Genomic DNA, 22,933 nt, shown 5'->3' with positions numbered 1-22,933 from the left:
AATGTGCGGCATCATGGGTATCGTCAGCAACGAGCCGGTCGCCGAACGGCTGCTCGATGGCCTGAGGCGCATGGAATATCGCGGCTATGACAGCGCCGGTATCTGCACCTTGCACGAAGGCGCACTGGTGCGCCGCCGGGCCGAGGGCAAGCTCGCCAATCTCGCCCGTGTGCTCGGCGAGGAACCCGCGCCCGGCAATACGGGCATCGCCCATACCCGCTGGGCGACGCATGGCGCGCCGACCGCGACCAATGCCCACCCGCACGCGACGGGCGAAGTGGCGATCGTCCACAACGGCATCATCGAGAATTACAAGGAATTGCGCAGCCAGCTCGCCGCAGAAGGCCGCACCTTCGAAAGCGAGACCGACAGCGAGGTGGTCGCGCACCTGATCTCCAGCCGCATCGAGACGGGAATGGACCCGATCGATGCGGTGAAGGACGTTCTGCCGCGGCTGCGCGGGGCCTTTGCCCTCGCCATCGCGTTCCGCAGCCATCCGGACCTCCTCATCGGCGCCCGGCTCGGATCGCCGCTGGTCGTCGGATACGGCCCCGAGGGCGAGGAAGCGGAAATGTATCTCGGCTCCGACGCGCTCGCGCTCGCGCCGCTGACGCAGCGCATCTCCTATCTCGAGGAAGGCGACTGGGTCGTGATCGGGCGCACCGGGGCACAGGTCTTCGATGTCGAGAACAACCCGGTGGAGCGCGAAATCCGCGCCTCCGGAGCCTCGGCGGCGGCAGTCGAGAAGGGCAATTACCGCCATTTCATGCTCAAGGAGATTTTCGAGCAGCCGACCGTCGTCGCGCAGACGCTCGGCTCCTACCTGCGGCGCGAGGACAATACGGTCGCGCTGCCGCAGTTCGATTTCGACCTTTCGGGCGTGAAGCGGCTCACCATCGTTGCCTGCGGCACGTCCTTCTATGCCGGAATGGTCGCGAAATACTGGATCGAACGCTTCGCCCGCCTGCCGGTCGACATCGATGTCGCGAGCGAATTCCGCTACCGCGAGCCGGTGCTGGAGGAGGGCGGGCTTGCCCTGTTCATCTCGCAGAGCGGGGAGACTGCCGACACGCTCGCAGCCCTGCGCCATTGCCGCGAACAGGGCCAGACGATCGGCGTCGTCGTCAACGTGCCGACCAGCACGATGGCGCGCGAGGCCGACCTGCTGCTGCCCACCCATGCTGGGCCGGAGATCGGCGTCGCCTCGACCAAGGCCTTCACCTGCCAGCTTGCCGTTCTTGCCGCGCTTGCCGCACACATGGCGGTGAAGAAAGGCCATTTCACCCGCGAGGAGGAGCGCGAGGTCGTCGGCCACCTGCTCGAGGCACCGGCCGCATTGAACGCCGCGCTCGATCACGACGACGATATCGCCGCCATGGCTCCGCTGATCGCCCCGGCGCGCGACGTGCTTTATCTGGGGCGCGGGCAGGATTACCCGCTCGCGCTCGAAGGCGCGCTGAAGCTCAAGGAAATCAGCTATATACACGCGGAAGGCTATGCCAGCGGGGAGATGAAGCACGGCCCCATCGCGCTGATCGACGACGACGTGCCGGTCGTGGTGATCGCGCCGTCGGGCCCGCTGTTCGAAAAGACCGTCTCGAACATGGAGGAAGTGCGCGCGCGCGGCGGGCAGGTGGTGCTGATATCGGATGCAGAAGGTCTCGCCGAAGCGGGCGAGGGCTGTCTCGCCACGATCGAGATGCCGGTGGTCCACCCGCTGATCGCGCCGCTGGTCTATGCGATACCGGTCCAATTGCTCGCCTATCACGTGGCCGTGGTGAAGGGCACGGACGTCGACCAGCCGCGCAATCTCGCGAAATCGGTGACGGTGGAGTGACCCGCGACCGGCGCGATCAGCCTGTAGGAAGACAAAAAAGATTTTCCGGTTACAATAAAGATCTTCCATTTTCGCTTTTGCGACAAAAAAGATCTTCCGAAAACTCTGACGCTGCATGCCGCAGGAATCCTGAGGTTTTGGACAATTTGGGCCAGATGGAGGCCCCAAAAATCGTGCTTACCTGATCGTAAATTTGCCTCCTTTCTCGCGCGCTTTCTCGCGCGCGCGTGCGCAAGCGCTCGCACGCGCGCGAGGCGCTCAGTGATGTCAGGCTGGGCATGAGTGCGCGCTGACCGATCCTCGGCCCGGCGCTCTGAGCCTCGTGGTCGTACAGGCTTCGCCGAAGGTGCGGCCGCCATTCTGTTGGAGGCCCCGGCGAATGCATCAACGCGTCTGCCCTGCTGGACAGGACTGTTGTTATCCCGTCCCTTGAGCTGCCGCTCGTTCAGACTGCTCCTTTCGGCAGCTGTGCGCCCCATTCCGGTAATTGCGGCTCGCCAAGCGATCGCCTGAAAGCTGACAAGGTTACCAGCTTCGCCGAATGGCTGGGTAGGGACATTTCAGACATTCCTAGCGGCGTCGTTGATCCTCCGGTTACTACCAGAACTGCCGTTCGTGCGTTTGCCTGCGCGTCCCAATCGATATCTTGCGTTGTACCGCGTCCTGACAGTCCGCTTGTGATTTGCGATTGTCGGAAAGGCTCTGCACACTTCGACACGCCGACCCGCTGAGGCGCCTACGTCATTGTTGGGGCGAGCCGCCGTTTTTCGCGTTCGAGATGGAGGCCGACGGGAAGGCAGATCGCAATCATCCCCGCCATGATTGCCCCGCTGATCGGTTCAGCGATCACGAAACTGATCAGGAGCGCAAGGTTGATTATCAAGACGAGCGCAGGAAGAATCGGGTGCCCTCGCGCGCGGTAGGGCCGCGCCATGTCGGGGCGGCGGATTCGCAGAGCGAAATAGGAGAGGATATAGAGGCAGGCGGCAAACAGCGTCATCGCCCCCATCAGTCGGAATGCAAACACGTATCCGCCGGTGAAGATCAACGGGATCGAGAAGAGTGTGCCGACCGCGAGGGCCACGGTCGGAGTGCCACCGCGATTGACCTGCAACGCCGACTTCAAGAACAGTCCATCTTCGGCGAGCCCGTAGAGCACCCGCGGGGTCGACATGATGCATCCGTTGAGCGTGATCAGCGCCATCAGCGTTGCCAAAAGCGCCACGAAAACGCCGCCCCACTCGCCTGCAACCTGGCCGATGACCGCAGCCATTGGGAGTTGCGATGAGCGCAAGACATCGAAATCGAGCGCCGAAATCAGGCTCCAGTTAACCAACAGGTAGATTGCCATGACAGCGACAGCCGCCTGAAACAGCGAACGCGGGATGTTGTGCCCTGGGTTCTTGTCCTCTCCGGCGAAATAGATCGAGGTGTACCACCCGTCATAGACCGCAACGATAAACTGGAGGCCTAGCAGAATCGTGAAGAGGGAGATCGGCTCTGCGGTCGGCGCGCTTTGGGCGACAGCCGTTTCGGCACCGCGCTCGAGAGGAAACAGCAAGGCGACCACAACCACCGCCAAAAGCAATCCGATCTTGAGCGCCGTCCCCACGATCTGGACCCAGCGCCCTTCCTCGACCCCGAACCAGTTGAGCGCAGTCATCAGTAGCAGGATCGCCAGCGCGCTCCATTGGGCGTTATCGGCAACAAAGGGCAAGATCGTGCCCAGAAAATCGGCTGCGGCGATGCTAAGCACCGCATTGACCACGACAAAGGCGCTCCACATCGTCCAGCCGACCAGCAAGCCCATCGAATTCCCCAGCCCTTCGTGAACCGGGATGTAATGGCCGCCCGAACGCGGGATCGCAGAGGAAATTTCCGCTGCGACATTGCACGACAGCAGCACATAGATGCCCCCAACCAGCCACAGAACCAACACGATTGTGGGATCGGGAACCATGTTGGCGATTTCGCCGGGCGCGCGCATGATCCCGGTGCCAATAACCGTGCCAACGCACACCGCGATAGCAAAGGGTAGGCCGAGACGCTTTTGAAGCTGGCCGGTCGGGACTGACGTGCTCATGCGAACTTGCCTTCGAATTCGACGGTCCCGGCTTCCGCTTGCTGCGGGCAGGTGTCAGGTTTCAGCAAGAGGGTCAGCAAGCCGGCGACAAAGATCATCACCGCGCTCGCGCCGAACATTGCCTGCCATCCGCCCATGTCTTCGAGCAGAGGCAGCAGAGCCGCACCGATCATGAAACCCAGCGGCACGATCGCCGCGAACAGGGCAAAGGAGAGTGCCGCGGCTTCCTTTGCCGTAGCCCGCATCATGATGACGAGGTTGGCCAGATAGAAAAGAAACAGCGGGACATTCTTGATGAAGAACCACGCGACATACAGCCGATCATCGGCCCACAGGGTTTCGTCGATCAGGTAAACGCTCATCACGGGCAAAGCGATTACACCTGACCAGAGGGCGATCCGCCCTGCCCCGAACCGGTCGACCATCCATCCCCCGAACGTGAGACACAGGAGTCGCCACCAACTCGGTCGACTCCCCGTTGGCCGCGAGCCAGGTGGGCATGGCGTAGAAGAAAATCCCCTGCGGAAAGCCTTACGCGAGGTAGAGCAGGGTTCCAAGCAGCAGGCGGAGCCGCGAACTGTCAGCAAAGGCGGGAAGGGCGAGGCGCGTATCTCGGCTGATGACGGCTCCGGCGCTCATGCTACGACGTCCTGAGCGCGGCGCAGTGCTGGCAGTTCGCTATAAGTCAGGCCGCGCCACAGCCATTCGAGCGGACCCATGCTGTAGCGGCTGAGCCACAGCGGGCTGATGACAAGCTGCACCGCCCAGATCGCGAACACGACATAATAGAGCTCGTGCCGTTCAAGCTGACCGAAATAGCCCAGCCCGACGAACAAGATAGCGCAGACCAGCGAATGCGTCAGGTAGTTGGTGAACGCCATTCGCCCGACGCTGGCAAGTGCGTGCTGGAACAGCGGAAAGATGCCCCAACGCGCGATCAGCAGAAGCAGGCCAAGATGCCCCGCCGTCATCGGGAGCCTTCCAAGGTCATAGGTGATCTGGGATTGGCTCATCGCCAGTAGGCCGAAGCCGCCCTCGATAATCAGCCGGGTCTCGAGCACATTGACCGTCAGGCCCACCCCGTATCCGATCACAACGAGCGCAAGATAGAACCGGGTTGATCGCTCCAGCGTGAAGACCCCGGCCTTGAACAGCGCCATGCCAATCAGCATCATGCTGAAGATGTCGAAGAACCAGCGATAGAAATACCAGCTTTCCGCGTGGACCGTTTCTGCGGCGACCTGAGCGAAGGCTGTTGCGTAGCTCTGCGTGCGCTGCTCGACATAATCCCGCTGCGCCTCCGGCGAAGGGCTGTATTCGGCGAGCGCGCCTTCCCACTTTTTGGCCAACGCCTGCTGCGCCGGATCAAGCTGCGCCCCTGCCATCTGCGAGGCCTCGTAAGCCTCGTGATAACGCATCAAATCGGCGTTGTCCTTCGCGTTCCAAAGCGCGCTTGCCAGCATTCCGGCGATTCCCATGATCAGGAGCGCGCGGACACCGAGCTTGCGAAACGGGAACACCACCAGCGCGGTCAGCCCGTAAAAATAGAGAATGTCGCCGCTCCACAGGAGGATAAAGCCGTTCACCATGCCAAATAATATCAGCCACAGGTTCCGGCGGGCGTAGATGTCGCCGACATCGCTGCGCCCCTTGGCTTCGAGGCGTGAGGTGAACAGGATGATGCCTGCCCCGAACAACATCGAGAACAAGCCGCGCTGCGTGCCTTCGAACCCAATCTGGATGATCATCCACGAGAGGAGGTTGACCCCCTCCGCACCCCCGGCATTCATCGGATTGCTATAGGCGTGCGGCAGGCCGAAGCCGGTGATATTCATCAGCAGGATGCCGAACAGCGCTGCCCCGCGCACGAAATCGAGCGCGACGATGCGTTCTGCTGTCGGCCCGGTTTTCGGTGTGTCGGGCGTCGCCTGCCCGGAGCCGATCGGAGGTGCTACACTGGCTGCGATGGCCATGCTTCATCCTTTGCGTTAGATCGTCGGCGATTGGCGAATTGAAGCGTCCAGCTTGCCCCGCCCGCGCCGAGAGTCTTCAAACCCGGGCGGGATGGTCACCATCCGGCTTTAGATGCCTGTCGTCAGAGAATGCGGTCAACCGGTCGGACCGTCAAAAAAGCGTCAATTCGTGCCAGGTTCGGTTTCCGTGCTCATCAGTCCGAACAGGGCAGCCGGATGGATGCACTGGCAGGAGATTTTCATGATCAGTTCGGTTCAGATTGTCGAGGTCGTCGCGAGCGCGATGAAGGGATCAAAAGGATCAGAAAAGGTTTTGCGGAGCCCCTCTCGGCTTGCCGTTCCGTCCGACTAAACATCGGTGTGCACTTCACACCCACCTCTGGTCATGAGCACGGCAAGTGCGCGATCCTGAAAGCGACATTGCGGCTTTGGGCGAAATCAGACGCTCATTTTAGCGAACGTGAACGACTGACATTGGGTCGGGGCCAGCGGTAAGCAATGATTGGTCGGGGACGGCAGCTTCCCTGTGTCCAGCCCCAAAACCGGCCAGTCCGCTACCGGCCCATTCTCTGCCGGTCTGCAACGCGCCCCAGTGCGGTCATTCCAAACTCAAAGGCTCGATCCCGAAAGCCGCCGTCCATTCGCGTGCTGCGGGATCTAGCCGCTGAGTTTCCAGACCTCGCTTCGAGGCTGAAGGCCATGGCCGAGGCGACTGTCGACCTGCTGCCTGTCACGCGCGAGAACTGGTATCACCGCGATCAACGCGGAAGCTGGTCGATCAAGGCAGTACTCCCGACCATCGCGTCGGAGCTAGATTGCGGCGCGCTCGAGGTGAAGGACGGGGGCGACGCTCAGGGCGCCTGGCTCGAAGCGGCCAACCCCGCCTGCGATCCGCTACGACGCAACGCGCTCGAGAAAGCTCTCAAGGTCTATTGCGCACGAGATACTTGGGCGATGGTCGCGGTGGCGAGGGCCTTAATCGGCAGCAATTTAAAGCCGTGACGCCCGCAGGCGCTGCATTACCAAAAAAAGCGAAACGCGCGGAGCCGGTGGCTAAATGAGGGGCGAGCCGCTCGCGCACCGGCGCCGGGACGGCGTGTGCCCCGTCATGCAGCGCGCTGGCGCGGGACTGGCGGATCGAGGCGGAAAGCAGGGGGGCGAGCGCCCCGTTCGTGCCCTGCGCGAGGAAATCCGGCGGGACCGCGCATCCGTCTACGGCGGCAAGGCTGCACGAACCCAGATAAAGCCCGGCAAGCAGCGCGGCGGGGGCAGGCCGGAAGCGGCGGCGGGAATTCCTGCGGGATCGCACAGCGGCGGCCTGCACGGCTTGCGGTCCGGTCCTGCCGGACCCCGCCGCGCGCAGCCGTTTTGCGCGCCTCATCCTTCGTCTGGCGGCAGGCAGGCTTCGTCGAACGATCGCTTGCCCTCGAAAGCCGCTGCGGGCAGTCCCACGCCATCGCAACCGGGGAAATCCACATGATCCATCTCATCGCCGCCATCGCGCTCGGCACTGCCTCCACTCTCGCGCTCGCCGCCGCGCCGCTCGCCGCGCAGGAAACCGCCGAAGCACTTGCCACGCCCGACTGGGTCGAGACCAGCAACGCCTACACTGCCGAAGTGGTGGAGATGCAGGCAGAGTTCTTCCCGACCAGAGCGTCCTCGGCGGGCTACGAGGAATACGACGCCCTCGTGAACGACATGTCGCTCGACCGCGACGAACGCTACCTCGCCGCCGCGCGTGCGCTGGTCGCGCGGTTCGAAGCGGCCAAGGCGCGCGAGAGCAATGCCTATGTCCGGCAGGACCTGCAGATCCTGATCGATTCGCTCGAACTCGACATCGAGGGGATCGAGCTCGGCAACCGGTTGACGCTCGAATTCAACGAGGTCCCGCAGGCGATGTTCGGCACGATCGGCCAGCTCCTATCCGACCAGACCGCGCCCTCACGCCGCGGCAAGGCGCTCGAACTGCTGGAGCGCTACACTGGGACCTACCCCGGCACCGAGCCGATGACCGAGCTGGCCAAGGCACGTTTCGCGGCGAGCCGGGGCGAGGGCAAGATCGGGCCGTACCGGGTCGAGGTGGAGGAATCGATCGCCAAGATCCCGACCTTCGTCGAGGGCATCCGCGAGCTTTTCGCCAAGTACGAGATCGAGGGCGCGGAAGAATCGCTCGACGCGATGGAGCGCCAGCTCACCGAGTACGGCGAATGGACCCGTACCAACGTTCTGCCTGCGAGCCGCACCGAGGCGCGCCTTCCCGAGGAACTCTATGCGCTCAACCTCAAGCGCGTGGGGATCGACCAGGATCCGCGCGCGCTGATGAGCGAAGCGCGGCGCGGATTCTACGAACTGCGCGCGCAGATGGAGGCGCTCGCCCCGCAGATCGCGGCCAAATACGGCTGGGAGGAAACCGACATGGCCTCGGTCATGGCGGGCCTCAAGGCGATGACCGTGCCCAGTGACGAGATCGAGGACTTCTACCGCGAGGTGAACCGCAAGCTCGAGGCTGAAATCCGCGCCAACGACATCGTTTCGCTGCCCGACACCGAATTGCAGATGCGCGTCGCCTCGGTCGCCGAAAGCGCCGCCCAGCCCGCCCCGCACATGCGCCCGCCGCGGCTGGTCGGCAACACCGGCGAACAGGGCACTTTCGTCCTCACCGTCGGCAATCCGACCGCGGGGCCGGAAGACCGCTACGACGATTTCAACTTCCCCGCCGCGAGCTGGACCCTGAGCGCGCACGAGGCGCGGCCCGGCCACGAAATGCAGTTCGCAGCCCTCGTCGAACAGGGCGTCAGTCTCGCCCGGCTGCTCTATGCCTTCAACAGCGTCAACGTCGAAGGCTGGGCGCTCTATGCCGAGGCCGAGATGCTCCCGCACGAGCCCATCGAGGGCCAGTTCATTGCGCTCCAGTTCCGCCTGCTGCGCACCGCGCGCGCGTTCCTCGACCCCGCGCTCAACCTCGGCCTCACCACGCGCGAGGAAGCCGAGCGCGTGCTGCGCGAGGAGGCGCTGTTCTCGCCCGGCATGACCAAGCAGGAACTCGACCGCTACCAGTTCCGGATGCCGGGGCAGGCGGGGTCCTATTACTACGGCTATCGCAAGCTCATCGAGCTGCGGGTGGAGACCGAGCTCGCGCTGGGCGAGGATTTCGACGAGATGGCGTTCAACAATTTCCTGCTGAGCCAGGGGGTCATCCCGCTCGAATTGATCGCGAAGGCGGTGCGCGAGGAATTCATCCCCGCCCAGCGCGGCGGCTGACCACCCGCGCCTCGCTGGCCCGGAGCGCGCGAACGTGCCATGAACTTCTCCGGGCCCGCGCGAGCGAGGGAAGAGGGGAGAGGGACATCAGGTTCGCGCGTTACGTCATCGCTTTGCTCGGGGTGCTCGCCGCGCTTCTGGTCGGGGCGCGTGAGGCGCTGGTGCTGCGCGATGTCGCGGTGCTCGACGTTTAGGGCGAGGAGGCGCGGCTCGAGAAAGGCCGCTTGGTCTTCGTCGAGGACGAGACTATCGCGCGCATCGCCGCCGCCTTTGCCGGCCAATTGACCAGCAGCAAAATTCTGGCTGCCGACTATACCCGGAAGGCTGCAATTTCCCAGAACCGGGTTGCGGCCATAGTGGCGCGAAGCGACTGATAGAATGTAATAAAATCAGATTCTGATGACCCGGACAAACGGAAAGACTTTATTGTCCTAAAGTGTGGGGACGCATCCCCATGTTCTGCTTTTGGTCCGGGTGAGGCGGCGAAAATGGAAAAACTATAATGTCAGAGGGTGGGGCTGAAGCCCCGGATTCGCGTAAGAAAATGGAAGATCTTTTTTGTCTCACAACAAGCCTGTAGGAGGACAATAAAGTCTTTCCGTTGCCAATTAAGTTTTTCCGTTTTTGGGGTTTGAGACAATAAAGTCTTTCCGAAATTTCTGCCGCTGAAAGCCTCGGAAACCCGCTGTTTTTTGGGCGATTCCGGCGTTTTGGCATCCTTGGAAGCGATGCTTACCTGTTCGTAAAATTGCCTCGTTTCTCGCGTGCGCGTGCGTGTGCGAAAGCGCGCGCACGCGCGCGAGGCTCTCATTGATGTCTGGCTGGGCATGAGTGCGCGCTGACCGATCCTCGGCCCGGCGCTCTGAGCCTCGTGGTCGTACAGGCTTCGCCGAAGGTGCGGCCGCCATTCTGTTGGAGGCCCCGGCGAATGCATCAACGCGTCTGCCCTGCTGGACAGGACTGTTGTTATCCCGTCCCTTGAGCTGCCGCTCGTTCAGACTGCTCCTTTCGGCAGCTGTGCGCCCTATTCGAGCCATAGCGCGCAGATTTTTGACTGCCTGATAGCGGACATTCTCCGTGGCCATTCCGGCCAAGGAGAAGAAAGATGGGAAATACGAAGTATGATCCGCGCCCCGCGAACCGCGTGCCGTGGAATGCGGGCACTCAGGTAGGACCGAAGCGGCCGCTCACTCAAAAACAGATATGGGCGATCCGCTTCTTCCTCGATCGCGAGGAACGACTGCGAGACCGAGCGCTGTTCGACCTCGCAATCGACAGCAAGCTTCGAGGCTGCGATCTCGTTGCGCTGAAGATCGGTGACCTGGTTTCAGGATGCGAAGTCCGGGAACGTGCCAGCGTCGTGCAGCGAAAGACTGGTCGCCCGGTCCAGTTTGAGATCGCGAGCGACGCGCGCGGTAGCCTTCTTGCCTGGCTCGAGCGGCGAGGCGGATCGGTCGCTGACTACGCGTTCCCGAGCCGTATCGACTGTTCGCGGCATCTGAGCACGCGGCAATATGCCCGGCTCGTCGATGAGTGGGTCGCAGCGATCGGTCTCAAGGTCAGCGAATACGGCACGCACTCGATGCGCCGGACCAAGGCCTCGATTATCTACAAGGCGACAGGCAATCTGCGAGCGATCCAGATTCTGCTCGGCCATTCCAAGATCGAGAACACCGTCCGGTATCTTGGTGTCGATATAGAGGATGCGCTCACTCTCGCGGAGAAGACTGAGATTTGATCGTCATTGCCGCCGGCCTTCCAGAGGTCGGCGGCAAGCTCAAGCAACCGAATGTCCGCATTGAGGAGCGCTCAGATTAGCCCTCGATGTCTTGTCGTGGGTGGTGAACCGACCTTGTGTCAGATAGAAACTAATCGATCTAACTGATGCCGATTTCTAGACTCAAAGGAGTTTAGCTTGATCGATTTTGTGCTGTTTCTCGGTGCAGCGTTATCGCCTTCATTCACATACGCGAACGAAGAGCGGGGCAACTATGAGGCCGACGTCTTTCGAGTTGATCAGGACGGAGGGCCTCAAGCGACAGTCGAAGATCTCATCCGAGAAGAGCCTGACACATCCGATCGCGAGGTCTTATCGATTCAACCCGGACCGGATGACGACAAAATCACAATCACCCTTCTGAACGGCAATGACGGTCAAGTTAAGACAGCATACTTCTACCGGATGGACCTTCCGCGCGAAGAGAATAGCTGGATATGCGCCTCCTGTCGGTCAGGTTTTAGGAGTATAACAGTCCAATGGGTCGGTCTGCTAGCGGGGGGCAGACAGAGCGCTCCAAACGGCTCAGAATGGGTGGAATTCGGAACGGCGGCTTTGGGCTCAAACCATCTGAAATCGAATTCATTCCACTGTGCGACGCTAATACGATGTCGTCGCACGGAGGATGATCTCAGCCAGCACGGCGCAGGAAGGCGGTAAACTTGCCCCCCTCCACCTTATTCGGAGCGTCACGAAAGCCCGCAGCCGTCATCTCTAGCCCGGCCCCTCGTAGGCGATCACGCAATGCGTCTCCTCGCACTTCTCCTTTGGCGCCCTTCATTGCATCAGGCACCACGCGGCCTTCGACACGGCACAAAGTAGCTGCGCAATGGACCTGGACCGAGCGGACGCCATCGACGAGAGTGAAAAACGCCAAGGCGCGCAGTTCGGCGGGAGCCGCCCAATCACTGTCACGCGTTTCTGCGTCGAAACGAGTTTGAAAAGGATCTAGCGCAGATACACCGCGCGAAACGCTCGCTTCCGATCCTACTGGTTCGGAAATTTCCTGAGTCGAAGTAGAAGCATTCTGCACGCCCACGACGGCGAGAGCGATGGCAGCAACAGTGATGAACATGATGATGAGACTCCTTGGTTGTTGGCGAGCCATTATGGCTGCGCCAGGCGTCTCCGGCTCTGCATCAGGCATCGCGACGCTCGAAACCCCAGTTTCCTTGTCCCAATTTTCTTGTGCAGCCAGATGGCGGGCCAGTTCGCGGCTGCTGGCGGCACCCGTTTTGCGGCGCGCCTCGCGCAGCCTTTCGTTGACTGCGTTTACTGACAGGTTGAGCTCCGTCGCGATGGATTTCGCAGTATGACCCTCAGCCAACATTGCCAGCACTTCGCGCTCAGATGGGCTGATCGGGGGCGATGAATCTGATTTTGGCGACGGCATAAAGCAATCATTGCCGCTAGATGCGACCGGTGCAAGGGTCGATGAAACACTGAGCTTTCGGTGCCGCCCTGGTTTTGATCTAGCAGTTGAACAGCCTTCACTTTTGAAAAGTTTTGTATGTCACCTTGGCCATTTGCGGCATCCGAAATGGGGTCGGTTTGAGAATTTCGGCTTCTGGCGAACAACCCGTTGAAGCTGTCCGGCAGGTTTCAGGATCGGGGCGGCTGCCCGCTCATGACCGCTCATGGGTAGTGAGCGGACATCTCTCACCGGCTAGTGGACTGCATTTTCCGTTTGCTCCAAACATTGACAGGCCACGGATCCAAGAAGGGGGAAGCCATCATGTTGAGACGTTGCCTGAAAGCTTTATGTATCGCGCCGCTTTATCTGGCTTTGGCCGCGTGCTGGATCTCGCAAGAGCCGATACTTAACGACAGCAACGCCTCAGATATTCCTTTTGAGGGAACCTTTGCGAGCGGGGACAATCCGCAAGAGGTGGCGACCATCTCCAAAGGCGCAGGTATGGCCTACGAGATCGGGGCGGACGGCAGGTCCGAAAGCTTTTATTTCATGGAAGTCAGCCCGGAATGGTTCGTCTTCCAGTTCTCCGACCCAGTGAAGGAAGAAAAAGAGATACGCTATGGCTCTGAGGAAGGGCAAAAAGGGAAACGTAAACCGACCGGAATTTCAGGCTATCAGTTCATTCGCTGGCGTGATGGCAGGATCGAGACAATCGAACCGGTGTGCACCAAAGAGGTCGCGGCGGTTGAAGGCGTAAAGGGAGATGAGAAAGTCTGTTCCTTCGAAACATTCGAGCAGCTCAAAGGGAGCGCCAAGATATTTGCAGCAGCAGTGGATGCGGGCGAAATTCAAGCGAAAGTCGATAAGGTTCTTGTATCGGTGGCCAACTGAGCTTCGCAGCGCGCATGGCGTCAGCTCCGTTGCCCGTCCGCCAAGGGGTCGTTTGCGGTCAGTCCGCTTCGATTTTCGTTAGCGGTCGGTCCGCTTTTGGGCTGGCAGAACCTTAGAGCAGACGAAACTTGTTCATCGCGTCGCTGATGCGCGAAGGGACCCTTAGGATGCAAGTGGCGGACCGCTTCATGGTGTATATTGCGGTGGCGGATTGGATGAGCGTCCTCTAGCTCGTCTTTCAAGATTGGAGTTCCCTGTGACCAGCTTCACTCAGACTGCCTGGCAGGCCAATCTGCCGCTCTTCGAAACCACCCGCGACATGCCTTTTAACCGCGAGCTTGCCGAAGGCGTGCTACCGCCGGAGAAGTTTCGGCACTACATCATCCAGGATGCGCATTACCTCGAAGGCTTCGCGCGCAGCTTGGCGTTCGTAGCCGCGAAAGGCTGGGATGCGGATCATATCGTTCAGTTCGCCAAGGCAGCCGAAGTGACGATTATCGTCGAGCGCGAGCTGCATGCCGACTATTTCGAGCGGTTCGGCGTATCCCCGCAAGACTTTGCGTCCGCTGAGCTCAGCCAAGTCTGCAATCACTATGTGAGCTATCTTCAGGCAACCTGCGCGCAGGCGCCGTTCGAAGTGGGGCTAGCCGCGCTCCTACCTTGCTTCTGGATTTACCGCGAAGTGGGCAGAGCGATTCACGAAAGCGCCGCTACAAATAACTCCTACAGCGCCTGGATCGAAACCTATGCGGGCGAAGACTTCTCAGAAGCCGTCGATGCGGTCATTGCGACGCTCGACAGCGTGGCCGCCCGATGCTCTGCGCGCAGTATCGAGAGGATGCACCTGGCCTATCGCCGTTCAGCTCAGCTCGAATGGATGTTCTGGGACAGCGCAGACCGATTGGAGAGCTGGCCGCTTTGATGCGCGAAGCGCTCAAGGTCTTGTTGATCGAGGCGGCGCGCTCGGGCCGAACGCTAATCTATGCCGAGGTAGCGAAATCACTTCAGCTTCAGCCGCCGCATACGATTCACAAGACCGCGCTTCTGATCGAAGACCTAATGCGCAGCCAAGCTGCCGGCAGTGAATCGCAGCTTGCAAGTTTTGTGGTGTCGAAAGCGCGAGCCGGATTGCCCGCGCCAGGCTTCTTCATTGTGACCCGGGAGCTTGGGCTCTATGACGGCGCGGATGAGGGAGCCGAGGCATACGCCTTTGTAGAAGCGGAACGCAAACGTTGCCTTGAGCAGTTCTAATCGGTCGAGAGAGGCTTCCGCCTTGCCCAAGACGACAAGAGACTCCGCCAATCTGGCTTGACAGCGTTTAGGCTTTTCTTCAGCTTTTGTCAGGGATCGAATCCGGAGTTGCATTGCCGCAGCCTTACCCTGCGACCAAGGCTATTACGCTATGCTTTAAGATTCAGCGCGCTGGCGAGAAACGGTACAAGCGCGCAACCATCTTGAAGCAGCGAGCCAAGCCTTCAGTAGATTGGCATGATGTAATTCTGTTGTTGCATCCCGGCGAAAAACTGGGAGACTGCCCGTGTCATTTCAAATCGAAACCACAGAGGTCAATCCCCCCGACTGGACCAGTAGTCTGACTTATCAAAGCAAGGCTACCTCGAGACCGACGCCCGGCGATTTGCGCGAACTTGCCTGGAAAGCGCGGCAGCGTAACCGTAGCCTCGGCGTCACCGGCATGTTGCTTTACGACAAGGGGCGGTTCTTTCAGACACTCGAAGGTCCGCCAAAAAGTCTGAGCGTGCTGTGGCAGTCGATCAACGAGGATCGACGTCACAGCCATATCGAGATACTGAGCGAGCACATCGTTCCCGCCCAACTCTTTGGTGGCTGGGATTTGCTCAGCTATCATGCCGACGAGGAACCTTTTCACAAAGTCGATAAGATCAAGCCACAGCACGGGCTAACCTCGCAGGTGCCCGCTCTTATGGAACTGGTGCTCAACGGCGATGATCTTGGCATCAATGCCTTTGTCGCTTCTGCGGCCGAGCAAGGGTGGTCTGGCGATGCAATCATTACCCATCTAATCGAGCCAACCGCTCGGGCGCTCGGAGATGCTTGGCTGTCGGACGACTGTTCCGAAGTCGATCTGACGATTGGGCTGAGCATGCTCCAACTCGCTGGCCATGCCGTTAGGCACGCTCCAACCCCGCAATCGCTCAGGCAGCGACGATACAGCATCATGCTGGCGACGGCTCCTGGAGAGCCGCATGCGCTTGGTACCTCGCTCCTGGCGGACCTCTTCACGGATGCAGGTTGGCACGTTGACATGGCGTTTCCCGACAGCGACCAGGCGCTCGCCAACCAGCTCGCCTCACAAAAGCCAGACGCGCTTGATATCGGACTGTCTGATGCTCTGCCGCGCCAGCAGAAGCTCAAATTACTGCGCCAGACGGTTGAACGCAGCCGGTTTGCATCGCCCGATCACTTAACAGTCGTGTCGGTAGGAGGGCGACTATTCGCCGACGCAGCGGCCACCGCCGAGAGTGTGGGCGCAGATCACGCGCGAAAAACTGCTTCCGGCTCAACTATCCGGATCGCCGAATTGATTCGGCAGAAACGACAGCTACCTCGTTAACGAGAGAGAATTTTCGCTGCGCGTACGCAGACCTTATGCATGTTCGATACGCTATGAGGGGTGCCCGCCTTGCGGCGATGGGTCTCGTATGTCTCGCGCAGTAACTTGAATAGTCTGAGACTGGGCCGTTTCCCGACTGCGGGTCCCGGATCAGATCGCGAGCGTCTCCTCGTCGCCTTCGCCGAGCGCGATGATGCGCCCCTCCTTCACGAAGAACTTGCCGAGCGAAGTCTCGAACATGATCGGTCGGACGGCGCGAACGCCGTCGCCCTCCCACCAGCGAAAGTCGCCCTCCCACCAGCGAAAGTAGATGCCAAGCATGACGCTGTCGCCCGGCGCGATCGTGCGTTTGCGGCAATTGAAGCTCCAGCTTTCGCCGTCAATCGCGAGCGCGCTGGCCGCGAGGCGCTCAAGCCGCGTGAGGCCCGCCATGGTGTTCTTGAAATACAGCGTCGCTTCGGTCGGACAGAGCGAGAGGATCCGCTCCTCGGACCCTGAATTGGTGAAGCGGAAATCGTAGCGATGCCAGAGGCTATTTTGCGCATCGCGCCGCACCCGGTCGACGAACTCGACGGTCACGTCCGGCACCGAAGCCGAAACGGGCGACAACGCGAGTGCTGCAGCACCGACTATTCCGAAGACCATCATCCTGCCTCCTCATGCCTGTGGCTGAACAGCCTGCCAAAAGCACCTTAATCCCGGCTGAATTCGGGATCCTGACAGAATGCAGTCGCGGCGGAGCAACCCGCCGCCTGAAAAGATCAAAGCGTTAAGGATAGGCCCGGTATAATAACCCAAGCCGACCCCGAGAGCGGACATCACTTGGTTTGTATAAGAGCTATGAGCGAAGGCCCTTGCTCTGCCACCTGAAAACTGGACCATTTCTGGTTAGAGTTTTCTGCCGTAGGTTTCCTTGGCTGGGTGAGGAGTTGCGGCATGAAGGCATCGAAGTTCACGGACGCCCAGAAGGCGTTCGTCGTAAAACAGGGCGAGGAAGGAACGCCTGTGGCGGAGATCTGCCGCAAGGCAGGGATTAGCCAGGCGACCTACTTCAACTGGAAGAAGAAATACGCGGGGCTGATGCCGTCTGAGATGCGCAGACTGCGTGAGCTGGAGGATGAGAACAGTCGGCTGAAGAAGATCGTCGCCGATCTGACGCTTGATCGCGAGATGCTGCAGGATGTTATCAAGCGAAAGCTCTGAGGCCGGATCGCAAGCGCGAGATTATCGACGCGGTTCGGCAGGACTGGCAGGTTACGATCCGCAGGGCATGTTCGGCTTTGCATTTTGATCGTTCGACCTACCACTACCAGTCCCGCCGGACCGATCCGGCCTTTCTGAAGAAGCGCATCAAGGAGATCTGCGAGACGCACGTCCGCTATGGCTACCGGCGGGTCTATTACATCCTTCGCCGCGACGGTTGGGTCGTGAACATGAAGAAGGTCTATCGGCTTTACAGGGAGTTGGGCCTGCAGCTGCGCAACAAAACGCCCAAGTGACGGGTCAAAGCGAAGCTGCGCGAGGACCGTGCTCCTGCCATCCGGCCGAACGATGTATGGGCGATGGACTTCGTGCACGACCAGCTGGCAACGGGTCGCAAGTTGCGCATCCTGACGGTGGTCGACACCTACTCCCGACTATCGCCGGTGGTCGATCCTCGGTTCAGCTATCGTGGCGAAGACGTCGTCGCGACGCTGGACCGGGCGTGCCGAAAGATCGGTTATCCCAAGACGATCAGGGTGGACAATGGCAGCGAGTTCATCTCGAGGGACATGGATCTGTGGGCTTACCAGCGCGGTGTGATCCTCGACTTCTCCCGCCCTGGCAAGCCGACAGACAATGCGTTCATCGAGGCGTTCAACAGCAAGCTGCGCAGCGAATGCCTGAACGCGCACTGGTTCCTGAACCTGCAAGACGCTTGCGAAAAGCTGGAGGCGTGGCGTAGACACTACAACGAAGAGCGACCGCTCAGCGCGATCGGGAATATACCCCCGATCATGCTGGCAAACTCAGCCGGTGAGACCGGCCCGCCGGACCTGAGCAAGGCGGAAAACTCCAGACCCGAGTGGTCCAACGTTGGGTAGCAGTGCAAACGGCCCAAGGCTCTACTCCTAGCTGGTAGAAACTTCGGGCTCAGACCACCTCCTATTCTGTGTTTGTTCCGTACGAGACTGCGAAAATCGAAAAACTATATTGTCAGAGGGTAGGGCGGGAAGCTGGGATTCGCATGAAAAAACGGAAGATCTTTTCTGTCTCACAACAAGCCCGGCCTCGCATCGCGCAGGCGGTAGAAGATTCCGCTTTCGTCATATCCTGTCAGTTCGAGCACTCCGCTGACCACAAACACCTTGCGTTCGTCGGTAGGGAAGGGCGTGCTCGCGATCACCTCGACGAACTGGTTGGGCGCCGCGTGGAAATGGAACGGGCAGCCGGGCGGATAGCCGAGCAGGACGAAGCGCTTCTGGGTCCGCTGAGCATCGAGCGGCATCATCCAGCCGGCGACCTTGATCCGCTTGCCCGCCAGCGCGCGCACCTGCTTGGTGAAGCGGGGCCTCGAAAGGATGTAGCCCTCATCGTCGAGCCGGGTGATCTCCTCGGTCGCCTCGAGCACTTTCCACGAGACGCCGCCCCTGGGCGTGCGCGCGGGCTGCCAAACGTCTTCGATCACGGGCCCGGTCTTTGGATCGGGCGCCTGGGCGCTCGTGACCGGGCCGAGGCTGAACGTCGCCATTGCGGCGAGGATGACCAGCGCGATGCGATGCATGATGTCCTCCAGTCGGTCGCCTTGATCCATGGGTGTCAGCTCCGTGCGAGGATGCGCGCGGCATCCACGCGGTAGATGCGCAGCGCCGGAATCAGCGCTGCGAGCGCGCCGAGGCCCAGCACCGCCGCCACCAGCAGCAATTCCTCCGGCAGGGGGTGCCACGCGGCAAGCCCCAGGTTGCCCAGTGTCGCGAAATTCGCCCGCGCCGCCGCGATGAGGCAATGCGCCGCGAACCATCCGAGCGCCGCGCCGAGAACAGCCGTGACCACGCCTTCGAGAAGCACCGTGGCGAAGACCTGCATCCGGCTCGCCCCCATGACGCGCAGCAGGGCGAGGTCGCCCTCGCGGCTGCGGACCATGTTGAGGAGCGCGACGAAGATTGCGAGCCCGCCGGTCACCGCGAGCAGCCAGCCCAGCACCCGCACGCCTTCGAGGCTCGCGCCGAGCAGGTCGAGCAGGCGGGCCGTCTCGCTCGCCGGGACGGCGGCCTGCATCGCGGTCTGCCGGTTGACCAGCGCGGGAATGCGAAGCGCGCCCGCGGCGTTGCGGTAGGTGACGAGAAGCGCGGTGAGTTCGGCTTCCGGCGCGCGGGAAGTCATGGTGAGGGCGCTGCGCCTGCCCGGCTGGTCCGGTGCCCCGGCATCCCCTGCGGCGCTTTCATGATCGTGCGCGTGTTCGCTCTCCGGTCGGCCGTGCGCGATGCCGTGAACGTCCCATACGCTTTCATAGGGCGTCAGGACGAGCCGATCGACCACCGTGCCGGTCGGGACGAGCACGCCGACGGTTTCGAACGGGGCATGGCCGTGGCCCTGTTCCGCGTCCTGTTCGTCGGCAAGGCCGTGGCTGGAGACGAAGGCCTGTCCAGGCCCCGCTCCGGTCGCCCGCGCGACTTCCGATCCGAGGACGGCTTCCATCGGTTCATCGAAGGTGCTGCCGCTGGCCAGTTCTGCCCCGTAAAGCGCCATGAACGAGTCGTCCGTCCCGACGATCCGGTAGCCTGCGAAATTGTCGCCCAGCGCGATCGGGACCGCGCGCTCCACTGCCGGGTCGCGGCGCAGCAAGTCGAGGCTGTCCAGCGGGATGTTGCCGGTCGGCCGGTCGATATGGAACACGGCTGACAGGATCAGCTGGAGCGGCGACCCCTTGGCTCCAACGACGAGGTCGATCCCGCGCGCATCGCGCTCGAGCCGCTCACCCGCCTGGTGGCCGAATTGCAGCAGCAGGACGAGCAGCGCGACCGAAATTGCGAGCAGGGCCACGTTGAGCGCGCTCGTCAGCGGGCGGTCCTTGAGATAGGCGATCGCGAGCGAGATCATGCCGTGATCCGCCCTTCCTCTATCCTGCCGCGCTCGATCCGCAGCACCTTCTCGAAATGCGGCAGCAGCCGCTCGTCATGGGTCGCGATGAGAAGGCTCGCATGCGAGGCTTTGGCGGCATCGAGCAGCAGCCCTGCGACCCTGTGCGCATTGTCGCGGTCGAGCGCCGAGGTCGGCTCGTCCGCTATCAGCAGCTTCGGGCGCACAACCAGCGCGCGCGCGATCGCGGCCCGCTGCGCCTCGCCCTGGCTGAGCGCGAAGGGCCGGGCATGGGCGCGGTCGGCAATGCCGAGTTCGCGCAGCACGCTGTCGACAAGGGCGGGGTCGCGCCTTCCGGTCTGAAGCTTCTGGGCGAGCAGCAGATTGCCGCGCACGCTGAGCGCGGAGACGAGGCGCAGGGTCTGGAAGATGATCCCCATGTGCCGCTGCCGAACCCGGTCCGCGGCGGCGGCGGAGCGTGCAGGCGCGATCGCCTCTTCGCCCAGTTTCACCTCGCCCCGGTCCGGCGATTGCAGGCCGCAGACGATGTTGAGAAGGCTCGACTTGCCGGACCCCGACGCGCCGAGCAGCAGCGTGCGCGAACCCGGTGCGAGGTCGAAGGACACCTGTTCCAGCACCGGTCGGCCGTCATAGGAAAGGGCGACATCGCGGACGCAAAGGGTGGTCATGTTCGGTCGGCCGGTCTGGACGGGGCTAAGGTCGGTGGGGCTGCCGGGACGTCATGCCCGGCCGCGTTCGCGCAGGTTCAGCCAATGCGCGAGAATGAGAAGGCTGGCTCCGCCCGCGGTCATCGCCTGTTCCTGCCACTGCACCGCAACGAAAAGCGCGCCCGTCATGGCGCCAAGGGCAAAGAGGAGGAGCGGGCCTAGCCACCGGACGACGAGCGCCCGCGGACCGAGCACGCCGCCGCTTACCAGCACGACCGGCACCAGCAGTGCGGCATGGAACCACTCGGCCTGCGCCAGGGTGCCCAATGCGCTCGACGCGAGGACAGGAAGGAGCGCGAGCGCGACAGGGAGGGCAAGGCAATGGACGAGGCAGAGCCCGGAAAGGGCGATGCCGAAGCGATCGAACAGCGGGCTCGGGGCGGCGGGTTTCATGGCTCTCTTGCATATGGGTGAGAAGGGAACTAGGTAAATGTTACAACATCACATCTTGAACGCAAAGGCAATTGCCGTGACCGCCACGATCGCCCGAACCGCAGCTTTGGAAAGCCGTGCCCAAACCCTAGGCGCACCCTTGCGCGAAACGGGCGCCGCGATATCCACCGCTGCCGGGATACTCGGCGCGATCAGCGACGATGACTGCAATCTCGCCATCTGGCAGCGCAACTTGTTGATCGACTGGAGCGCGCTGATCGAAGGGAGCCCCCGGGATATCCGCTTCGACGCCTCGCGCGCCGACCTTGCGGCGCGTTTCGCTGCGGCGCTCGCCAGCCATGGATTCGGGGGACGCAATCTTCATCGTGCGCTTTGCTATGATGTCGCGCTTCTGGCCGAACGCTTCTGCGCGGTCATGGAAATCGAGGAACTGGAATTGCGGCTCGAAGTCGTGACGACCGATTCCTGCCGCAAGTTCCATGCCGATTACGTCGCCGCGCGGATGATCACGACCTATGTCGGGCCGGGCACGCAATGGCTCACGCGCGCAGACGCCGCGCGCGTGCGCGCCGGCAAAGAACCGCGCGCGATCAACCGGCTCGAACCCGGCGATGTCGGCATCTTCAAGGGCAAGCTTGCGACCGATCATCCGGCGATCCACCGCTCTCCCCCGATCGCGAGCGCCAGCGGCCCTCGACTGCTTCTGGTGCTCAACCGCACGGATCGCGGCTGAGAGCAAGGCGGATTGCCGGCGCTCGGGACCGCCTCACACGGCGAGCGCAGCAAGCGGCGGTTCGACGAATACCTTGCCGAACAGGCGCGCGGCCATGTCGCGCTGGGCGCTGGAAAGCGGTTCGCCCCCCGTGTGCAGCCGGATCCGGGCCAGCGCTGTCCGTGCCGTCCCCTCCAGCTGCAGACCGTCCTGCGCGATCGCTTCGATCATGCCGGGCGCAAGGACGAGATCGTCGATTTCGAGCGCGATCGCCTCGTGCACCGTCTCTGCCGCGCTCTCCGCGTTCCCCGCGCGCAGATAGATCGTCTGGCGGTTGCACAGGCCGAGCAGCAGGTCGACCACGAAGCCTGCATCGTGGTGCGTGCAGACCCGCGTCATCCGCGCGCCGCCGGAGGGCGTGGAAAGTTCGCATGAGAGGCGCGCAAGGGTGCTTTCGATGGCCCGACCGGCGAACGGATGAAGCCTTTCTGCATGCGGGGAAGCAGGCAGGAACAATCCGAGCAGCGCCTCGTCCGCCGAATGGAGCCCGGCGAGGCTTGCGGGGAGGCGGTCGCAATGGCGTTCGGTGCCGCCGCGCTCGTCGCACAGCATGATACCGGCCCGGCCGATGACCGGTTCGCCCGCCAGTTCCCGGCGCAGAGCGGCGAAAACGATCGCAGGCGAGGTGAAGATAGACGAAGCCGCCTATGGCGCAGGCCACGAAATCGATCGCCGCCTGAAAGCTCCCGCGCGGGGCGCAGCACAGCACGTCGCCGAGGCCAAGGCCGCTTTCGCGCAGCTCGAAGGCGGGCGAACGGCCCTGACGAAACCTTTGGCAAGCGAAGCATGACGCGCCGGTGCCGTGCACCGCCCGGGCGCGGTCAGGCGGCGCGGGCGAGATCTTCCTTCTCGCGGTAGAGCTCGACGATCTGCGCTTCGAGATTGGCGATCGTCTCGTCTTTCTGCGCGATCAGGCCTTCGCCGCGATGGAGCTCCTCCTTCTCGCGGTAGAGTTCGACGATCTGGGCTTCGAGATTGCACATCGTCTCGCGCATGGCGGCGGTTTCGGCGCCGTCGGCGGCTGCGGCCTGCTTTTCCTCGTACAGCGCAACCAGCTGCTGTTCGAGACTTTCGAGCGCTTCCTCCACCTGGGACGATCCTGTCAGTTGGGGGGACATGGGTGCACTCTCCTTTCGTTGGACATTTTCGCAA

Annotated in this window: 22 protein-coding genes and 1 pseudogene; 12 read left to right on the top strand and 11 right to left on the bottom strand. The window is 62.0% G+C overall.

The annotated features are described in order from the left end of the window. Window position 1 precedes the first annotated feature (1 nt). Window positions 2-1,837 (top strand): glutamine--fructose-6-phosphate transaminase (isomerizing), encoded by a 1,836-nt coding sequence (glmS, locus tag Ga0102493_RS11040; protein ID WP_034900526.1) that lies wholly within the window; start codon window positions 2-4, stop codon window positions 1,835-1,837. Window positions 1,838-2,573: 736 nt separating this feature from the next. On the opposite strand, the gene Ga0102493_RS11035 is transcribed toward glmS, so the two are convergent. From Ga0102493_RS11035 to Ga0102493_RS11025, 3 genes are all read right to left on the bottom strand, one after another. After that, on the bottom strand, window positions 2,574-3,920 hold the full coding sequence (locus tag Ga0102493_RS11035) for an APC family permease (RefSeq protein WP_081845491.1): 1,347 nt from the start codon (window positions 3,918-3,920) through the stop codon (window positions 2,574-2,576). After that, entirely contained in the window at window positions 3,917-4,345 is a 429-nt protein-coding gene (locus Ga0102493_RS11030) for an MFS transporter (RefSeq protein WP_069297522.1), read from the bottom strand. The genes Ga0102493_RS11035 and Ga0102493_RS11030 overlap by 4 nt, the downstream gene beginning before the upstream one ends. A 210-nt stretch (window positions 4,346-4,555) precedes the next feature. Continuing rightward, window positions 4,556-5,893 (bottom strand): DUF418 domain-containing protein, encoded by a 1,338-nt coding sequence (locus tag Ga0102493_RS11025; protein ID WP_051697455.1) that lies wholly within the window; start codon window positions 5,891-5,893, stop codon window positions 4,556-4,558. A gap of 699 nt (window positions 5,894-6,592) precedes the next feature. Between Ga0102493_RS11025 and Ga0102493_RS16635 the strand changes: the two genes are divergently transcribed. The 4 genes from Ga0102493_RS16635 (at window position 6,593) to Ga0102493_RS11010 (ending at window position 10,892) form a co-directional block, all read left to right on the top strand. Then, window positions 6,593-6,895, top strand: coding sequence for a DUF2779 domain-containing protein (locus Ga0102493_RS16635; protein WP_236922210.1), 303 nt, complete (start codon window positions 6,593-6,595; stop codon window positions 6,893-6,895). Between the two features lie 474 nt (window positions 6,896-7,369). Beyond that, window positions 7,370-9,154: a DUF885 domain-containing protein gene (locus tag Ga0102493_RS11015; RefSeq protein WP_034900557.1), complete on the top strand. Its 1,785-nt coding sequence runs from the start codon at window positions 7,370-7,372 to the stop codon at window positions 9,152-9,154. Between the two features lie 224 nt (window positions 9,155-9,378). Further along, window positions 9,379-9,528 (top strand): hypothetical protein, encoded by a 150-nt coding sequence (locus Ga0102493_RS16150; RefSeq protein WP_161490060.1) that lies wholly within the window; start codon window positions 9,379-9,381, stop codon window positions 9,526-9,528. Window positions 9,529-10,259: 731 nt separating this feature from the next. Then, window positions 10,260-10,892, top strand: coding sequence for a tyrosine-type recombinase/integrase (locus Ga0102493_RS11010; RefSeq protein WP_034900564.1), 633 nt, complete (start codon window positions 10,260-10,262; stop codon window positions 10,890-10,892). Window positions 10,893-11,562: 670 nt separating this feature from the next. Here the strand turns inward: Ga0102493_RS11010 and Ga0102493_RS11005 are convergent. Beyond that, on the bottom strand, window positions 11,563-12,324 hold the full coding sequence (locus Ga0102493_RS11005; protein WP_081845493.1) for a helix-turn-helix domain-containing protein: 762 nt from the start codon (window positions 12,322-12,324) through the stop codon (window positions 11,563-11,565). A gap of 342 nt (window positions 12,325-12,666) precedes the next feature. Here Ga0102493_RS11005 and Ga0102493_RS11000 point away from each other — a divergent pair, with 342 nt between their 5' ends. The 4 genes from Ga0102493_RS11000 to Ga0102493_RS10985 all read left to right on the top strand — a co-directional run bounded on the left by Ga0102493_RS11000 (window position 12,667) and on the right by Ga0102493_RS10985 (window position 15,829). Then, complete coding sequence (locus Ga0102493_RS11000) at window positions 12,667-13,236, top strand: hypothetical protein (RefSeq protein WP_034900566.1); 570 nt, start codon at window positions 12,667-12,669, stop codon at window positions 13,234-13,236. 256 nt (window positions 13,237-13,492) lie between these two features. Then, the gene (gene tenA, locus Ga0102493_RS10995; protein WP_034900567.1) at window positions 13,493-14,158 is read left to right on the top strand and encodes a thiaminase II; all 666 of its coding nucleotides are present in this window, start codon (window positions 13,493-13,495) and stop codon (window positions 14,156-14,158) included. Next, the gene (locus Ga0102493_RS10990; RefSeq protein ID WP_034900569.1) at window positions 14,158-14,487 is read left to right on the top strand and encodes a hypothetical protein; all 330 of its coding nucleotides are present in this window, start codon (window positions 14,158-14,160) and stop codon (window positions 14,485-14,487) included. The genes tenA and Ga0102493_RS10990 overlap by 1 nt, the downstream gene beginning before the upstream one ends. 286 nt (window positions 14,488-14,773) lie before the next feature. Continuing rightward, window positions 14,774-15,829: a BLUF domain-containing protein gene (locus Ga0102493_RS10985; RefSeq protein ID WP_161490059.1), complete on the top strand. Its 1,056-nt coding sequence runs from the start codon at window positions 14,774-14,776 to the stop codon at window positions 15,827-15,829. 150 nt (window positions 15,830-15,979) lie between these two features. Here the strand turns inward: Ga0102493_RS10985 and Ga0102493_RS10980 are convergent, their stop codons facing one another. Continuing rightward, a complete protein-coding gene (locus Ga0102493_RS10980) occupies window positions 15,980-16,477 on the bottom strand; it encodes a hypothetical protein (protein WP_034900571.1) in 498 nt (165 codons plus the stop codon). Window positions 16,478-16,765: 288 nt separating this feature from the next. Between Ga0102493_RS10980 and Ga0102493_RS10970 the strand changes: the two are divergent. Next, window positions 16,766-17,913, top strand: a pseudogene (locus tag Ga0102493_RS10970) (IS3 family transposase). A 170-nt stretch (window positions 17,914-18,083) separates the two neighbouring features. Here the strand turns inward: Ga0102493_RS10970 and Ga0102493_RS10965 are convergent. From Ga0102493_RS10965 to Ga0102493_RS10950, 4 genes are read right to left on the bottom strand one after another with little or no spacing between them, the layout of a single operon-like run. Further along, window positions 18,084-18,623: a DUF3299 domain-containing protein gene (locus Ga0102493_RS10965; RefSeq protein WP_236922209.1), complete on the bottom strand. Its 540-nt coding sequence runs from the start codon at window positions 18,621-18,623 to the stop codon at window positions 18,084-18,086. A 5-nt stretch (window positions 18,624-18,628) separates the two neighbouring features. Next, window positions 18,629-19,909 carry an ABC transporter permease gene (locus tag Ga0102493_RS10960; RefSeq protein ID WP_034900573.1) on the bottom strand — a complete coding sequence of 427 codons (1,281 nt, stop codon included), beginning with the start codon at window positions 19,907-19,909 and terminating at the stop codon, window positions 18,629-18,631. Next, a complete protein-coding gene (locus Ga0102493_RS10955) occupies window positions 19,906-20,577 on the bottom strand; it encodes an ABC transporter ATP-binding protein (RefSeq protein WP_034900575.1) in 672 nt (223 codons plus the stop codon). Before Ga0102493_RS10955 ends, Ga0102493_RS10960 begins: the two co-directional genes overlap by 4 nt. Before the next feature lie 51 nt (window positions 20,578-20,628). Next, window positions 20,629-21,009, bottom strand: a complete 381-nt coding sequence (locus Ga0102493_RS10950; RefSeq protein ID WP_051697463.1) for a MerC domain-containing protein — start codon at window positions 21,007-21,009, stop codon at window positions 20,629-20,631. Between the two features lie 139 nt (window positions 21,010-21,148). Here Ga0102493_RS10950 and Ga0102493_RS10945 point away from each other — a divergent pair, with 139 nt between their 5' ends. Further along, on the top strand, window positions 21,149-21,742 hold the full coding sequence (locus Ga0102493_RS10945; RefSeq protein WP_051697466.1) for a DUF1826 domain-containing protein: 594 nt from the start codon (window positions 21,149-21,151) through the stop codon (window positions 21,740-21,742). A gap of 33 nt (window positions 21,743-21,775) precedes the next feature. Here the strand turns inward: Ga0102493_RS10945 and Ga0102493_RS10940 are convergent, their stop codons facing one another. Beyond that, window positions 21,776-22,333, bottom strand: coding sequence for an acyl-CoA synthetase family protein (locus Ga0102493_RS10940; protein ID WP_069297519.1), 558 nt, complete (start codon window positions 22,331-22,333; stop codon window positions 21,776-21,778). Window positions 22,334-22,349: 16 nt separating this feature from the next. Between Ga0102493_RS10940 and Ga0102493_RS10935 the strand changes: the two genes are divergently transcribed. Continuing rightward, complete coding sequence (locus Ga0102493_RS10935) at window positions 22,350-22,571, top strand: hypothetical protein (RefSeq protein WP_150132459.1); 222 nt, start codon at window positions 22,350-22,352, stop codon at window positions 22,569-22,571. A gap of 31 nt (window positions 22,572-22,602) precedes the next feature. On the opposite strand, the gene Ga0102493_RS10930 is transcribed toward Ga0102493_RS10935, so the two are convergent. Next, on the bottom strand, window positions 22,603-22,899 hold the full coding sequence (locus Ga0102493_RS10930; protein ID WP_150132457.1) for a hypothetical protein: 297 nt from the start codon (window positions 22,897-22,899) through the stop codon (window positions 22,603-22,605). Between the last annotated feature and the right edge of the window lie 34 nt (window positions 22,900-22,933).

The sequence above is a fragment of the Erythrobacter litoralis genome (genome assembly GCF_001719165.1).
GTDB lineage: Bacteria > Pseudomonadota > Alphaproteobacteria > Sphingomonadales > Sphingomonadaceae > Erythrobacter > Erythrobacter litoralis.
This window is presented reverse-complemented; position numbering and strand designations above follow the sequence as displayed.